This is a genomic window from Tabrizicola sp. T74 (assembly GCF_057219935.1).
This window is the reverse complement of sequence record NZ_JBXVVT010000003.1, coordinates 298536-314534: the sequence shown is the minus strand read 5'-3', so window position 1 is coordinate 314534 and position 15999 is coordinate 298536. Positions and strand designations below refer to the sequence as shown.

The window sequence follows — 15999 nt, the reverse complement described above, 5'->3', positions numbered from 1 at the left end:
GGGCAGACGGGACGACGGCTTGCACGCTTTGACCCGCCAAACTGCCGCTTGTATCGAATCGGGAATGAGTTTTACCTCTTGGTAAAAATTACAACCGAATACCAACAACAGGGATGGCACTCAGATGACAACGGGAACCTTCACGGTCTCACGGCGCGGGCTGCTTATGGGTGGGGCTGCGGCGACGGTTGCGGCGAACCTGCCGGGCGTGGCGCTTGCGCAAGAGCCGATCAAGATGGCGGGCATCTACACGGTGCCGGTGGAACAGCAATGGGTCAGCCGCATCCACATCGCCGCCGAGGCGCTGAAGGCCGCTGGGACGGTCGACTATACCTACACCGAGAACGTGGCGAACACCGATTATCCCCGCGTGATGCGGGAATACTGCGAGGCGGGCGTCAAGCTGATCGTGGGCGAGATCTTCGGCGCCGAGGCCGAAGCGCGCGAGGTCTGCGCAGAGTATCCGGACGTGGCGTTCCTTTTGGGGTCCAGCTTCATGCCCGATGCGGCCGCCAACCCGAACCTCGCCGTCTTCGACAACTACATCCAGGACGCGGCCTATCTGTCGGGCATCGTCGCGGGCGGGATGACCAAGGGCAATATCGGCATGGTCGGCGGCTTCCCGATCCCCGAGGTCAACCGTCTGATGCATGCCTTCATGGCGGGCGTCCGCGAAGTGAAGGCGGATGCCAAGTTCCAGGTTTCGTTCATCGGGTCCTGGTTCGACCCGCCGAAGGCCAAGGAGACCGCTTTCGCCATGATCGATGGCGGGGCGGACCTGATGTATGCCGAACGCTTTGGCGTGTCCGACGCCGCGAAAGAGCGGGGCGTGCTGGCGATCGGCAACGTGATCGACACGCAAGCGGATTATCCCGAGACGGTCGTCACCTCGGCGCTGTGGCACTTTGAACCGACGCTGAACGCGGCCGTCGCGGCGATCCAGGCGGGCACGTTCAAGGCCGACAACTACGGCGTCTATTCCTACATGATCAACGGTGGCTGCTCCCTGGCGCCGCTGGGCACGTTCGAGGGCAAGGTCCCGGCCGAGGTGATGGCGCTGGTGGCCGAGAAAGAGGCCGCGATCAAGGAAGGGTCTTTCGTGGTCGAGATCAACGACAACGAGCCGAAGTCGTCGTGACCGGGGACCAAGGGGCGGAGGTCGTCCTCCGCCTCGACCGCATCACCAAGCGGTTCGGTGCGCTTGTGGCGAACGACGCGGTGTCCCTGACGCTGCGGCGCGGGGAAGTCGTTGCGCTTCTTGGCGAAAACGGCGCAGGGAAGACCACGCTGATGAACATCCTTTTCGGTCACTATGTGGCCGATGAGGGGTCTGTAGAGGTGTTCGGGGCACCCCTGCCCCCCGGTAACCCGCGCGCGGCGCTGGCGGCAGGGGTTGGGATGGTCCACCAGCATTTCACCCTGGCGGGGAACCTGACGGTCCTCGAGAACATCCGGCTGGGGACCGAGGGGATCTGGTCGCGCGGCGCTGCTGGCGCGCGGCAGAAGGTTCAACGGCTGTCGCGCGATTTCGGGCTGGTGGTGCATCCCGATGCCAAGGTTGGGCGGCTGTCGGTGGGCGAGCGCCAGCGGGTGGAGATCCTGAAGGCGCTCTACCGCGATGCACGCGTGCTGATCCTGGACGAACCCACGGCGGTGTTGACGCCGCAGGAGTCGGAGGCGCTGTTTGCCACGTTGCGCAAGGCCACGGCCTTGGGGCTGTCGGTGATCTTCATCAGCCACAAGCTGCACGAGGTGATGGCGATTGCCGACCGTTGCGTGGTGCTGCGGCATGGGCGCGTGGTGGGAGAGGTCGAGACGCGGGCGACCGACAAGGCGGCGCTGGCGGCGCTGATGGTCGGGGGCGAACTGTCGCTGCCGCGTGCCGAGGCGCGGGCGCCGGGGGCGGCGCTGATGCGGCTCGCGGGGGTTTCGACCCCGAACCGGGGGGCCACGCCGGGGTTGAGGTCGGTCTCGCTGGAACTGCGGGCGGGGCAGATCACCGGGCTGGCGGGGGTATCGGGCAACGGGCAGGCGGCCTTGGCCGAGATTGTCGGCGGGCTGTCTGTGCCGGCCGAGGGGCACCTGTGGCTGCACGGGCAGGAACCGAAGCGCTGGAGCCCAAGCGAGGCCCTGGCGCGGGGCGTGGCGCGGATCCCGGAGGACCGGCATCACCAGGGCTCCATCGCCGATTTCGACCTGACCGAGAATGCGGTGCTGGAGGGATACAAGGCGCGGTTTTCGCGCCGGGGCTGGATGGATTGGGGCGCGGCGCGGGAGTTCGCGGAAGGCATCATCAAGGGCTATGACGTGCGCTGTCCGGGGCCCTCGACCCGCATCCGGCTGCTCTCAGGCGGGAACATGCAGAAGCTGATCCTGGGCCGCGCGATGGCGGGGGGGCCGGATATCATCCTGGCGAACCAGCCGGTGCGGGGGTTGGACGTGGGCGCGATTGCCTATGTGCAAAGCCAGCTGATCGCGGCGCGGGACCGGGGCGCGGCGGTTTTACTGATCTCGGAGGACCTAGACGAAATCATGGGGTTGTCGGACGTCCTTCATGTGATGTCTCAAGGTCGGCTGTCACCGGCTTTCGCCCGGGGCACGATGACGGCGGCGGAGTTGGGCCTGTGGATGGCCGGGCAGAAGTTCGGGGACGCGGATGCGGCTTGAGGTGATCCCCAACCCCTCCCCCGCGCGGCGGCTGGGTCTGCCCGTGCTGGCGCTGCTCGCCACCCTGGGGGTAGCGATGGGCCTGGCGCTGATCGCCGGCGCGAACCCGTTTGCGGTGCTGGGCCAGATCGTGACCGGCGCGCTGGGGTCGCGGCTGGCGATCCTGGAGACGCTGAACCGCGCGACGCCGCTGATCTTCACCGGCCTCGCCGTGGCCGTCGCTTTTCGCGCCAAGCTGTGGAACATCGGCGCCGAGGCGCAGCTTTATGCCGGGGCGATCCTTGCGGTCGTGCTGGGGACCGGGCTCTTGGGCAGCCCCTGGGTCCTGCCCCTGTCCGCCCTGGTCGCGATGCTGGGGGGCGCGGCGCTGCTTCTGGGGCCGGTGCTGCTGAAGACGCGGCTGGGGGTGGATGAGGTGGTGACGACGCTTCTTCTCAACTTCATCATGCTTCTCTTCGTCAGCTACCTGCTGGAAGGCCCGATGAAGGACCCGATGGGCATGGGCTGGCCGAAGTCGACGCCGCTGATCCCGGAGGCCCGCCTGCCCCGGATCGTCGAAGGACTGCGGCTGCACTGGGGCTTTGCGCTGGCGATCCTTGCGGCGGTCGTGGTCTGGGTGATCCAGACCCGCACGACGCTGGGCTTTGAAATCCGCGCCGTCGGGCAGAACCCGGAGGCCGCGCGGTTTGCGGGGATGCCGGTGAATGCGGTGCTGGTGAAGACGGCGCTTCTGTCGGGCGGCCTTGCGGCGCTGGCAGGCTGGTCCGAAGTCGCGGGGCTGAAGGGGCATCTGTCATCGGATTTGTCGCCGGGGTTCGGCTACACTGGCATCATCGTCGCCATGCTGGCCCTGCTGCATCCGCTTGGGGTGGTGGTCACGGCGATCTTCGTCGCGGGGATTTTCGTCGGCTCTGACGCGATGAGCCGGGCGGCCGGGGTGCCGACCTATATCGCCGACATGCTGATGGCGGTGGCGCTTCTCTTCATGGTGCTGGCGATCCTGCTGACCAAGGTCCGGGTGGTGCGGGGATGAGCGAGATCGTCGACATCCTGATCTCGGCAAGCTTCTGGGCCGCCGTCATCCGCATCGCGACGCCCCTGATCCTGGCGACGATGGGGGAACTCATCTGCGAACGCGCGGGGGTTCTGAACCTGGGGATCGAGGGGATCATGGTCATCGGCGCCTTTACTGGCTGGATGGCGGTCTACCTTGGCCTGCCCTTGTGGGGCGGGGTGGCCACGGCAATGGCGGCGGGGATGCTGTTCGGCCTTCTCCATTCGACGCTGACCGTGCCCTTCGGCCTGTCGCAGCATGTCGTGGGCCTGGGGGTGACGTTGCTCGCGACCTCCACCGCCTATTTCGCCTATCGGCTGATGCTGCCCGAGGTGACGAGCCCACCGAAGATCGAGCCGTTCCAGCCACTGCACATCCCCGGCCTTTCCGACCTGCCCTGGCTGGGTGAAGCCCTGTCGCAGACCGCGCTGACCTGGGCGGCCTTTGCCGTCGCGGGGCTGGTGGCCTTCACGCTGTACCGCACGCCCCTCGGCCTTGCCGTCCGGGCGGTGGGCGAGAACCCGGCGGCGGTCGAGGCGCAGGGGCTTTCCGTCACCGGCCTGCGGATGGGGGCGTTGATCGTGGGATCGGGGCTGATGGCGGTCGGGGGCGCGTTCCTGACGCTGTCGGCCTTTTCCAGCTTTTTCTTCGAGATGGTGAATGGGCGCGGCTGGATCTGCATCGCGCTGGTCGTGTTCGGGGCCTGGAAGCCGGGGAAGGCGGTGCTGGGAGCGATCCTGTTTGCCGCCTTCGATGCGCTGCAGATCAGGTTGCAGCAGACGGAACTGGGGGCTGTCCTGCCCTACCAGCTGTTCCTGGCCCTGCCCTTCATCCTGTCGATCCTGGCCTTGATCCTGATGTCGAGGCGCGCAGAAGTCCCGGCGGCGCTGATGGTGCCCTACAACAAGGGGGAACGCTGAATGTTCGATCTTCTGGTCAAGGGCGGCACGCTGCCCGACGGGACGGTGGCCGATATCGGGATCACCGGCGACCGGATCGCGGCAGTGGGCAAGCTGGATGCGGGGGCTGCCCGGGTCATCGATGCGACCGGCGACCTGGTGTCCCCGCCCTTCGTCGACCCGCATTTCCACATGGACGCGACCCTGTCCTACGGCATCCCCCGCGTGAACTCCTCGGGGACGCTGCTGGAGGGGATCGCGCTGTGGGGGGAATTGCGCGAGATTGCGACGGTGGACGAGATGGTCGACCGCGCGGTCACCTACTGCGACTGGGCGGTGTCGATGGGCCTTCTGGCGATCCGCACCCATGTCGACACCACGCCCGACCACCTGCGCGGGGTCGAGGCGATGCTGGAGGTCAAGCGCCGGGTTGCGCCCTATCTGGACCTGCAGCTGGTGGCCTTCCCGCAGGACGGGCTGTACCGCACCAAGACCGGGCGGCAGAACGTGCTGCGGGCGCTGGACATGGGCGTCGATGTGGTGGGCGGCATCCCGCATTTCGAACGGACGATGGAGGAAGGGGCCGAGTCCTTGCGCGACCTGGGCCGTATCGCCGCCGAACGGGGCCTGATGTGGGACGTCCATTGCGACGAGACGGATGACCCGATGTCCCGCCACGTGGAAACGATGGCGCGCGAGGTGACGCGGCATGGGCTGGGCGGGCGCGCGGCGGGCAGCCACCTGACCAGCATGCATTCGATGGACAACTACTATGTGTCCAAGCTTTTGCCGCTGATTGCCGAGTCCGGCATGACGGCGATCCCGAACCCGCTGATCAACATCACCCTGCAGGGCCGTCATGATACCTACCCCAAGCGGCGCGGGCTGACTCGGGTCAAGGAGATGCAGGCCCTGGGCATCCCGGTCGGCTGGGGGCAGGACTGCGTGCTGGACCCCTGGTATTCCTTGGGGACGGCGGACATGCTGGACGTGGCCTTCATGGGCCTGCATGTCGCGCAGATGACGCATCCGACGGAAATGGCACGCTGTTTCACCATGGTCACCGAGGTGAACGCGCAGATCATGGGGCTGGACTACGGCCTGCGGCCTGGCTGCGTGGCGAGCCTTGTCGTCCTGGACGCAGGCACCCCGACTGAGGCGCTGCGGCTGCGGCCTGATCGGCTGGCCGTGGTGGCGAAAGGCAAGGTGGTGGCCGAGCGGCAACGGAATGACGCCCGCCTATCCCTGCCGGGCCGCCCTGGAACCGTCCGGCGCCGGCACGGATAGGGTAACGAATCGGCCCGAGTCGCGCTTGGTTAACTGCGGGCTGACCATTCATTCCGGTTTCGAAACAACCACGGATCCGGCAGAGACCGAAAAACATGCCCGGAAAGTGCGCGCACGGCCTTCGCCTTAGGGTTGAGGGAGCCCATCCTTCAAATCTCCTCTGGATCGCCCCATTTTCGCCCCGTTCCACAACCATCACAGAAGCCGTGAATTGGTGCGTTTGTGTGGACGATTGTCTCTGCGCCAGAGGCCGTCCGGGGGATTTGCAGCCTTGGATTGGTCAGAAAGCGTCGGACATCGGTATCTTTGCCTGAAGGATGAACGAAATGGCGCAACAAAAAGCGGTGGATCCCGTGGTCGATGAGGTTGATGACCTGATCGATGAGTTGCAGCCTGGCGTCAAGCTTCTGAAGGGCCAGTACACGATCACGCGCTACCTGAACTCGGGCGGGTTCGGGATCACCTATCTTGCCAAGGACAGCCTGGACCGCGACGTCGTCATCAAGGAATGCTTCCCGTCCTCGGTCTGCCGCCGGTCGAAGGTCATGGTGGCCGCCCGGTCGCGCGCCCATACCGCGGAACTGCGGTCGATCGTGCAGCTCTTCGTGCGCGAGGCGCGGAACCTGGCAAAGATCGTGCATCCGAACATCGTCAGCGTGCATCAGGTGTTCGAGGACAACGGCACCGCCTACATGGCGCTGGATTTCATCGACGGGCTGGATCTGCAGCAGATCATCGACGGCGAAGGCGAGCGGCCGGCGCCTGCACAGATCGTCGAGATCACGGAAAAGCTGATCAAGGCGGTGGGTTTCATCCACCAGAATGACATGCTGCACCGCGACATCTCGCCGGACAACGTGCTGGTCGACAAGAAGGGCGAGCCGATCCTGATCGATTTCGGCGCGGCGCGGGACAAGGCCAGCCAGACCAACCGCGCGATGTCGGCGCTGCGGGTGGTGAAGGACGGCTACAGCCCGCAGGAATTCTACATCGCCGGGTCCGAACAGGGACCGTGGAGCGATCTCTATGCGCTTGGCGCGACGCTGTACCACCTGATCTCGGACGAGGCCCCGGTGAACGGGCAGGCACGGCTGGGGGCTTTGGCCGAGGACCGGCCCGATCCTTACGTGCCGCTGGCCGGTCGCTTTGCGGGCTATCCGGTCGGCTTCCTGGAGGCGATCGACCGCGCAATGTGCACCCTGCCGAAGCAGCGGCTGCAGACGTCGGATGAATGGCTGGCGATGTTCGTCGGCAACCCCGTGGCAGTGGCGGAACCGGCCCCGGGGACCGAGGCGGCAGTGCAGCGGGTGCTGAGCGACTTCCAGGCCGAGGCGGCGCAGGCCGAGCCGGTGGCGGCAGAGCCGGTCGCGGCGGCCAAGGCCGCGTCGCGTCCGCAGCCGGTTGCGCCGGCGGCGCGGCGGAAAAGCCCGCTGCCGATGCTGGCGGGCGGGGCCTTCGCGCTGGCAATTGCGGGCGGGGCCTATGTCATGTTTGGCAGCAGCCCCACCGCTCCGACAGGAGCAGAGGACGTCGCCCCGATAACCGGCGAAGCGGCCGCGGCCCAGACGGCTGATGTTGCCGCGACGACCACGAACGATCCCACGCCCGAGGCGACGGCCGGGACCACCACCGGGACGACAGAGGCAGCACCTGCGACCGACGCGGCGGCAACAACACCGGAACCGGCCCCCGACGCCGCACCGGCGACGGACACGGCAACCGAAACCGCGACCGAGACCGCTTCGGCGACCGAAACCGCCCAGGCCTCGGCAGAAGCGGAGGCCGTGGCGCCGGAGGCAGAGACCGCCGCGACGACCGTTGAACCCGCAACCGATCCGGCACCGCAGACCGATACTGCCGAAGCCACGAGCGAACCTGCGCCGGTCGAAACTGCAGCGGCTGAGCCCGCGAACCCCGAGCCGGCCCCAGTCGAAACGGCAGGAGCAGATCCCGAGGTCGCGGCAGCCCCCGCAGTCGAACCTGAACCCGCAGCAGAACCCGATGTCGCTGTCGCCCCTGCCCCGGTCGGCAACCCGGCCGAAATGCAGGTGGCCTTCGCGGCCTGGGATGTCGTACTGCCCTTCACGGCAGATGACCGCCTGGCCGACGGCAAGCCTGCCGCTGTCATTATCCGGCTGTCCCCGACGATTGACCCCGAAACCGCTGGCACCTGGCTGCGGCAAGGGATCGTGATCCACTCGATCAACGGCACGCCGACGCCGTCGGCCAATGCCCTGACCACCGCAATCCTGAACGCGATGAAAGTCGACCCCGACGGCCGCGCCCGCATGGTGGCGGATTACTCCGGACAGGGCGGTGCCCGCGAAACTGGGCTTCTGACCGTCGATGCCGTGCGCCTGGTCAGCCTGTCGAACGGCGTGACGGTACGGACCGCGACCGTCGACGGCGTTTGGCAAAGCGTGGTGACAGGGGTGGACAAGCCCGAGATGACCTCGCTGCGGCTGGGTGACGTGCTGTTCCGCGACAAGGCGACGGGCACGCCGCTGGACGGCCCGACCTCGCTGGAAACCATCCTCGCCGAACTGGTGAACAACAAGGCGATCCAAAGCGAATTCTCGATCGTGCGGAACGGCAACGTGGATGCGGCCACGATGCAGCTTGTCCCGGCCGGGACCCCGTAAGGATGGCACGCGAAGTGCGGCACCCCCTGTCCCCCGCTGCAGAGCAGGACGGACCGTTGCCGGTGGCGCTCGCTGCGCAGGCAGGTGCGGCGGATGCAAAGGCGGCCTCGCTTGACCCGCTGGTCCGGGCGCTGGACCGGGCGATCAGCCGAGCGCAGCGAACCGGATTTGGCGGCAGCTCTGCCCCGCCGTGAGGGCAGAGCAGGACCGAGATGAGGACAAGTGAGGCCAAGAGGCCCGGGCTGGCCGCGCAAGCAGGCGCCCTGAAGAAGGAGCAAGGGACAATGACTTTCGCGCGGAAAACCTTTCTTTGCAGCACGGCTCTGCTTCTGACCGGCGTCGCGGCACAGGCGCAAGAGGCCTGTTCGACCTATACAGTCGTCGCCGGCGACAACCTGCGCTACATCGCCCGCGATGCCTATGGCGATGCCGACCTGTATCGGCTGATCTATGAGGCCAATATCGACAAGATCGGCGAAAAGGCCGACATCATCGAGATCGGCACGACGCTGACCCTGCCCTGCGACCCCAAAGACCAAGCGGCGGCGACCGTTGCCGCTGCGGAACCTGCGCCTGAAACGGTAACTCCGGTGGCAGCAGCAGCGACCGAAGCCACGGCGACCGCACCGGCGGAACGGCCCATCGCCATGGTCACCGGCAACGGCCATGCGCCCTTTACCGACGAGTCGCTGCCGGGCGGCGGGATGATGACCCAGCTGGTCGAGATGGCGACCTTCCGCGCTGATCCGGGCATTGCCTACAACCTCAGCTTCGTGAACGACTGGCAGGCCCATATCGACGCGCTGTTGCCGTCGGGTGCCTATGACCTGAGCTTTCCCTGGGTCCGCCCGGATTGCGAAGGCACGATGCTGTCGCCCGGCGACCAGGCGCGCTGCACCGACTTTGCCTTCTCGGCCCCGTTCTACGAAATCGTCGACGGCTTCTTTGCCACCCGCGACAGCGGCCTTCTGGAAGTGACCAAGGCATCCGACTTCGCGGGCAAGCGGATTTGCCGGCCCGAGGGCTATACCACCGGCGTGCTGGATGCAGCCGGGCTGACCGCACCGACCATCACCCTGGTGCGCAGCGAGGATGTCGAGGACTGCTTCCGGGCGCTGACTGCCGGCGAGGTCGATCTGGTGTCGGTCGATTCCGAGGTTGGCGATGCGACCGTTTCCCGACTGGGCCTGATCCAGACGGTCGGCGCAAACCCGCACCTGTCGACCATCGTCAGCCTGCATGTCATTGCGCACAAGTCGAACCCCCGCGCGGTGGCGATGCTGGGCCAGCTCGATGCCGGTCTGATCGAGATGTACCAGTCTGGAGAATGGTACGAGATCGTCTCGACCGCGCTGGCGCGGCAACGTGGACAGGAGTGAGCCATGATGGCCGTTACGGCAACGCTGACGCCCCGTTTGTGTCGTTGCGGCGCAGATCACGTGGACTTGCGTCCTAACCGACAATGACCACGCCAGCGCCATAATCGCGCCATCTATGCAACTATATGGTGTATCAACGCTAGTATTGTTTCGATTTCCGCCAGTTTTCAGTCTCGCTCACGGCCCCAGGAAGGAATGCTCCTCATGAGACCCGCTTCGCACCTGCACCGGCTTCCTTTCCTGGCGGCTGCGATGATCTCGTTGCCCGTCATCGCATCCGCTCAGGAAGCCTGCACCACCTACACCGTCAAGGACGGCGACACGCTGGGCTCGATCGCCCAGGCCGCCTACGGCACCTTCGACTACCAGATGATCTTCAACGCCAACCGCGATGCGCTGGCGGCAAGCCCGAACAGCCTTGCGGCAGGTCTGCAACTGATCCTGCCCTGCGAGGACGGCCGCCTGACCCCGGACCAGGAGCTGAGCTCGGTCATCCAGCAGGAGACCGAGAAGCAGGAAGCCGCCCCCAAGAAGTCGGACGTGTACGAGCCGCCGCTGAAGTTCGTCACCTCGAACAACTGGGCGCCCTTCACCGATGAATCGCTGACCGGCGGCGGCATTTTCGTGCGCATGGCCGCAACCGCGATGCAGCGCGGCGGCAACGACCGGGATTACGAGATCTCGTATGTTGACGACTGGATGTCGCACATCGACGTGCTTCTGCCTTCGGGCTCGTTCGACGTGTCCATCGCCTGGGAATCGCCGGACTGTTCCAAGCTGGACATGCTGGGCGAGTTCTCGGCCCGGATGTGCACCGACTTCGACTTCTCGCTGCCGATCTACGAGGCGGCCTACACCTTCAACACACTGCCCGACAGCAAGTTTGCCGAAGCACGGTCCTTCGCCGACTACACCGGCGCCAAGATCTGCCGGCCGGAGGCCTGGCCGCTGGGCGACCTGGAAGTGCAGGGCCTGACGCCGCCGGTGGTGGAATATGTCCAGCCGAAAAACCCGCTCGACTGCGCCGAACTGCTGCTGAAGGGCGAAGTCGACATCTACTCGATCGAGACCGAAACCTCGGTTTCGAACTTCAAGGAGCTGGACGCGACCGACAAGATCGTGACCAACCCGGCGCTGACGACCTTCATCTCTTACCACTTCCTGACCTCGAAGACCAATCCGCGCGGTCGGGTCTACATCGCCATGCTGAACCGCGGCATCACCGAGATGCGCGAGTCGGGCGAATGGTATGACATCCTGGCAACGGGCCTCGCCGAGTTCAACGGCATGAAACAGTAAGCGGGACCTCCATCCCCCGCGGCTAAGGCCCCGGTCCGCAAGGATCGGGGCCTTGTGTTTTTGTGGCGGATGTCGCTTGGAACGTACGTTCCATGTGTTATGGTAGGCCGGCCAAAGGGATTGGACCCGCCCATGCCGAAGGATGACCCCGCTGCAAGCGCAGCGCCGCAGTCGATCGACGCCTTCCGGGCGCGGTTGGCCGAGCTGGACGGCCAATTGCCGCGCCGGTTGCAGCAATGCGCCGACCACATCGGGCAGCACATGGACACGATTGCGCTCTCCACCGTGGCCCAGGTCGCCCAAAGCGCCGGTGTGCCGCCCTCGGCGATGATGCGGTTCTGCCAGATCATGGGCTTTTCCGGCTATGCCGAGATGCAGCGCCTGTTCCGCGAGGTGCTGTCGCGCCCCGCCCCCGACTATGCGACGCGGCTCGCGAACCTGAAGGCGGGCGGGGTCGGCCACCCCTCGACCCTGGTGGCCGAGTTTGTCGAGGCCGGGCGGCAATCGATGGAAGCCCTGGCCCGGGATCTGGATGAAATTGCGCTGGATCAAGCAGTTACCCTGCTGTCCCGCGCCCGCACCATCCATCTGGCCGGCTTCCGGCGATCATTCCCGGTGGCAAGCTACCTGGCTTATGTCTTTGACAAGCTGGGCGTTCCGGCGCTGTTGCACGATGGGGTGGCAGGGCTGGGGCAAAGGTCCACGCTGCAGCCTGGCGATGCGCTGCTGGCGATCACCTTCGCGCCCTATTCCGACGAGACGCTGACGCTTGCCACCGATGCGCGTGAGGGGGGCTTGCCGGTGGTCCTTCTGACCGACCCGCCTGCCGCGCGGCTTGCGGGGATCGCGGATACGGTGCTGACGGTGACCGAGATCGACTTCGGTGCGTTCCGGTCGTTGTCGGCGGCGATTGCCCTTGCCCTGGCTCTGGCCGTGGCCGTCGCCGCCCGACGCGAAACTTAGCGCTTTCGCGACTCGCGGATTTGGAATAAATGTTCTATGCACAGGGGCGACTCGACCCCGGTCGGAGCTGCCCATGTCCCAAAAACCCCTGGATGTCATCACCATCGGCCGCTCCTCGGTCGACCTTTACGGCGCGCAAGTCGGCGGGCGGCTGGAGGACATGGGGTCGTTCCAGAAGTACATCGGCGGCTCGCCCACCAACATGGCGGCAGGAACGGCGCGGCTGGGCCTGAAGTCGGCGCTGATCACGCGGGTCGGCAACGAACACATGGGCCGCTTCATTCGTGAGGAGCTGGCGAAGGAAGGCGTCGACGTCCGGGGCGTGAAGACGGATCCGGAGCGGCTGACGGCGCTGGTCCTTCTGGGCATCCGCGACGACAAGCAGTTCCCGCTGATCTTCTACCGGGAAAACTGCGCCGACATGGCCTTGTGCGAGGATGACATCGACGAAGGCTTCATCGCCGAGGCCCGGTCCGTTGTCGCCACGGGGACGCACCTTTCCAATCCCCGAACCGAGGCGGCGGTGCTGAAGGCGCTGAACCTGGCGCGAAAGCACGGGTTGCAGACGGCGCTGGACATCGACTACCGCCCGAACCTCTGGGGGCTGGCCGGGCACGGCGACGGGGAAAGCCGGTTCATCGAAAGCGCCAAGGTCACGGCGAAGCTGCAATCGACGCTGCACCTTTTCGACTTGATCGTCGGGACCGAGGAAGAGTTCCATATCGCGGGCGGCACCACTGACACAATCGCGGCCCTCCGCGCCGTTCGGGCGGTGAGCAAAGCCACCCTCGTCTGCAAACGCGGCCCGATGGGGGCGGTGGCCTTCACCGGCGCGGTGCCGGACTCGCTTGATGACGGCGAAAGCGGCCCGGGCTTCCCGATCGAGGTGTTCAACGTCCTTGGCGCGGGCGACGGGTTCATGTCGGGCCTTCTGAAAGGCTGGCTCGACGGTGAACCCTGGCCCACCGCCCTGAAATACGCCAACGCCTGCGGGGCCTTCGCCGTCTCCCGCCACGGCTGCACCCCGGCCTATCCGTCCTGGGAGGAACTGCAGTTCTTCTTGTCCCGCGGCGTCGTGGAAAAGGCGCTGCGCAAGGATGCGGCGCTGGAGCAGGTCCACTGGGCGACCAACCGGCACAAGGACTGGTCGACAATGCGCGTCTTCGCCTTCGACCACCGGATGCAATTGGAGCAGATGGAAGGCGCGGACCCGAAGAAGATCGGGGCGTTCAAGCAGCTTTGCCTGCAAGCCGCGCTTCAGGTGGCAAACGGCCAGCCGGGCTATGGAGTCCTCTGCGACAACCGGTTGGGCCGCGATGCGCTATTCCAGGCGGCAGGCACCGGCCTCTGGATCGGACGGCCGGTGGAATGGCCGGGCTCGCGTCCCCTGACGCTTGAACCCGAGCTTGGCCCTGATTTCGGCGGCCTTCAGGAATGGCCGCTGGAGCATGTGGTCAAGGTTCTGTGCTTCTACCACCCCGACGACGACGCGGCGACCAAGGCCGCGCAAGAGGACACGGTCCGCCGCCTGTTCCACGCCTGCCGCCGCAACCGGCTGGAGATGCTTCTGGAGATCATCCCGTCGAAAGTGGGCCCGGTGAACGACGACACCAGCTCGCAGGTGATCCAGCGGTTCTACGATCTGGGCGTTTACCCAGACTGGTGGAAGCTGGAGCCGTTTGCGACCGCGAAAGCCTGGGACAACGCCTGCACCGCCATCACGAAGAACGACCCGCATGTGCGGGGTGTCGTGGTGCTGGGGCTCGATGCCAAGGAAGAGGACCTTGCGGCCTCCTTGGCCCTTGCGGCCCGGCAGCCCTTGGTGAAAGGCTTCGCCATCGGCCGCACGATCTTTGGCGATGCCGCGCGGGCCTGGTTCAAGGGCCAGATGACCGACGCGGACGCCGTCGCCCAGATGTCAGACCGTTTTGCGCGCCTGTCCCACACCTGGGACGCCGCGCGCCAGGGAGGGAAGAAATGACCACGATCCGTTTGACTGCTGCCCAAGCTCTGGTGCGCTGGCTGTCCCTGCAACAGGCCGAGGATGGCTCCCGCTTCATCGAGGGCGTCTGGGCGATCTTCGGCCACGGCAACGTGGCCGGCCTGGGCGAAGCGCTGGAGACCCACCGCGACGCGATCCCGACCTGGCGGGGCCACAACGAACAGACGATGGCGCATACCGCGATTGCCTATGCCAAGGCGTCCCGGCGGCGGAAGGCGATGGCGGTGACCACGTCCATCGGGCCGGGGGCGACGAACCTGGTGACGGCGGCGGCGCTGGCGCAGGTGAACCGGCTGCCGGTGCTGCTGATCCCCGGCGATGTCTTTGCTTCTCGCGCGCCGGACCCGGTGCTGCAACAGGTCGAGGATTTCGGCGACGGGATCGTCAGCGCCAACGACTGCTTCCGCCCGGTGGTCCGCTACTTCGACCGGATCAGCCGACCCGAGCACATCCTGACCGCCCTGCCCCGTGCGCTGCAGGTGATGACCGACCCGGCGACCTGCGGGCCGGTCTGCCTGGCCTTCTGCCAGGACACCCAGGCCGAAGCCTATGATTACCCGGTGGAATTCTTCACGCCGAAGGTCTGGCACATCCGCCGCCCGGAACCCGACCAGCGCGAACTGGAGGCCGCCGTGGCCGCGCTGAAGGCCGCGAAAACCCCGCTGATCGTGGCGGGTGGGGGCGTGATCTATTCCGGCGCGGAGCAGACGCTTCTGGACTTCGCCCGCAGCCACAACATTCCGCTGGTGGAAACCCAGGCCGGGAAAGGTGCGGTTGCCTGGGAAGAGCGGCTCAACTTCGGCTCGCCCGGCGTGACGGGGTCGGACTGCGGCAACAAGCTCGCCGCCGAGGCGGATGTGGTGCTGGCCGTGGGCACGCGGCTGCAGGACTTCACCACCGGCAGCTGGACCATCTTCAAGAAGCCGGGCCGCAAGATCATCTCGGTCAACGTGCAGGCTTACGACGCGGGCAAGCGTGGGGCGCAGGCGCTGGTGGCCGACGCCAAGGTCGCGCTGGAAAAGCTGTCGGCAGCCCTCGGCGAGCACCGCTTCGCCGACCCCGATTTCGCGGCGCGGGATGCCTGGTTCCACACGACTGACGCGCTGTTCGCCGCGCCGAAGGGGAACCAGTTGCCCTCCGACGCTCAGGTAGTCGGCGCAGTGAACCGCAGCGCCACGCCGAAGACCATCGTGATGGGCGCAGCCGGGTCGATGCCGGGCGTCCTCCACGTCCTCTGGCGCGGGTCCGAGGGCGGTTATCACATGGAATACGGGTTCTCCTGCATGGGGTATGAGATCGCGGGGGCCCTGGGGATCAAGATGGCAAGCCCCGACCGCGACGTGATCTGCATGGTGGGCGACGGGTCCTACATGATGGCGAACTCCGAGCTTGCGACGGCGGTGATGATGGGCGTGCCCTTCACGGTGGTCCTGACCGACAACCGCGGCTTCGGCTGCATCAACCGGCTGCAGAAGCACACCGGCGGCGCGCCGTTCAACAACCTTCTCGACGACAGCTACCACGTGAACCCGTCGCACATCGACTTCGTCGCCCATGCCGGGTCGATGGGGGCGAATGTGGTCAAGGCGGGCGGGATTGCCGAGCTGGAAGCGGCGCTGGCTGCGTCGCGCACCGCGTCCGTGCCGACGGTGATCGTGATCGACAGCGATCCGGGTCCGGGGACAGGTGCAGGTGGGTCGTGGTGGGAAGTGGGCGTGCCCGAAGTGTCCACCCGCAAGGAAGTGGATGCGGCCCGCAAGGAATTCGAGGCGGGCGCCCGCGCCCAATGGCTTGTGAACTGAGGACA

At 66.4% G+C, this 15999-nt stretch carries 12 protein-coding genes; all 12 read left to right on the top strand.

Features of this window, described 5'->3' with window-relative positions; translation table 11 throughout:
- Positions 1-124 precede the first annotated feature (124 nt).
- The 12 genes from AC2EAL_RS11025 to iolD all read left to right on the top strand — a co-directional run bounded on the left by AC2EAL_RS11025 (position 125) and on the right by iolD (position 15994).
- Positions 125-1138, top strand: coding sequence for a BMP family protein (locus tag AC2EAL_RS11025; protein WP_484724265.1), 1014 nt, complete (start codon positions 125-127; stop codon positions 1136-1138).
- A complete protein-coding gene (locus tag AC2EAL_RS11020; protein ID WP_484724264.1) occupies positions 1135-2667 on the top strand; it encodes an ABC transporter ATP-binding protein in 1533 nt (510 codons plus the stop codon). Before AC2EAL_RS11025 ends, AC2EAL_RS11020 begins: the two co-directional genes overlap by 4 nt.
- Complete coding sequence (locus tag AC2EAL_RS11015; protein ID WP_484724263.1) at positions 2657-3700, top strand: ABC transporter permease; 1044 nt, start codon at positions 2657-2659, stop codon at positions 3698-3700. The genes AC2EAL_RS11020 and AC2EAL_RS11015 overlap by 11 nt, the downstream gene beginning before the upstream one ends.
- Positions 3697-4641, top strand: a complete 945-nt coding sequence (locus AC2EAL_RS11010) for an ABC transporter permease (RefSeq protein ID WP_484724262.1) — start codon at positions 3697-3699, stop codon at positions 4639-4641. Before AC2EAL_RS11015 ends, AC2EAL_RS11010 begins: the two co-directional genes overlap by 4 nt.
- Positions 4642-5907 carry an amidohydrolase family protein gene (locus AC2EAL_RS11005; RefSeq protein ID WP_484724261.1) on the top strand — a complete coding sequence of 422 codons (1266 nt, stop codon included), beginning with the start codon at positions 4642-4644 and terminating at the stop codon, positions 5905-5907. It abuts the gene before it with no gap.
- A gap of 326 nt (positions 5908-6233) precedes the next feature.
- Positions 6234-8549 (top strand): serine/threonine-protein kinase, encoded by a 2316-nt coding sequence (locus AC2EAL_RS11000; protein ID WP_484724260.1) that lies wholly within the window; start codon positions 6234-6236, stop codon positions 8547-8549.
- A gap of 2 nt (positions 8550-8551) precedes the next feature.
- Positions 8552-8743 (top strand): hypothetical protein, encoded by a 192-nt coding sequence (locus tag AC2EAL_RS10995; RefSeq protein WP_484724259.1) that lies wholly within the window; start codon positions 8552-8554, stop codon positions 8741-8743.
- 90 nt (positions 8744-8833) lie between these two features.
- Positions 8834-9928: a peptidoglycan-binding protein LysM gene (locus AC2EAL_RS10990; protein WP_484724258.1), complete on the top strand. Its 1095-nt coding sequence runs from the start codon at positions 8834-8836 to the stop codon at positions 9926-9928.
- 204 nt (positions 9929-10132) lie between these two features.
- A complete protein-coding gene (locus AC2EAL_RS10985; protein WP_484724257.1) occupies positions 10133-11227 on the top strand; it encodes a LysM peptidoglycan-binding domain-containing protein in 1095 nt (364 codons plus the stop codon).
- Positions 11228-11359: 132 nt separating this feature from the next.
- The gene (locus tag AC2EAL_RS10980; protein ID WP_484724256.1) at positions 11360-12190 is read left to right on the top strand and encodes a MurR/RpiR family transcriptional regulator; all 831 of its coding nucleotides are present in this window, start codon (positions 11360-11362) and stop codon (positions 12188-12190) included.
- Between the two features lie 73 nt (positions 12191-12263).
- Positions 12264-14171, top strand: a complete 1908-nt coding sequence (locus tag AC2EAL_RS10975; RefSeq protein WP_484724255.1) for a bifunctional 5-dehydro-2-deoxygluconokinase/5-dehydro-2-deoxyphosphogluconate aldolase — start codon at positions 12264-12266, stop codon at positions 14169-14171.
- Complete coding sequence (gene iolD / locus AC2EAL_RS10970) at positions 14168-15994, top strand: 3D-(3,5/4)-trihydroxycyclohexane-1,2-dione acylhydrolase (decyclizing) (protein ID WP_484724254.1); 1827 nt, start codon at positions 14168-14170, stop codon at positions 15992-15994. Before AC2EAL_RS10975 ends, iolD begins: the two co-directional genes overlap by 4 nt.
- The last annotated feature ends 5 nt before the right edge of the window (positions 15995-15999 follow it).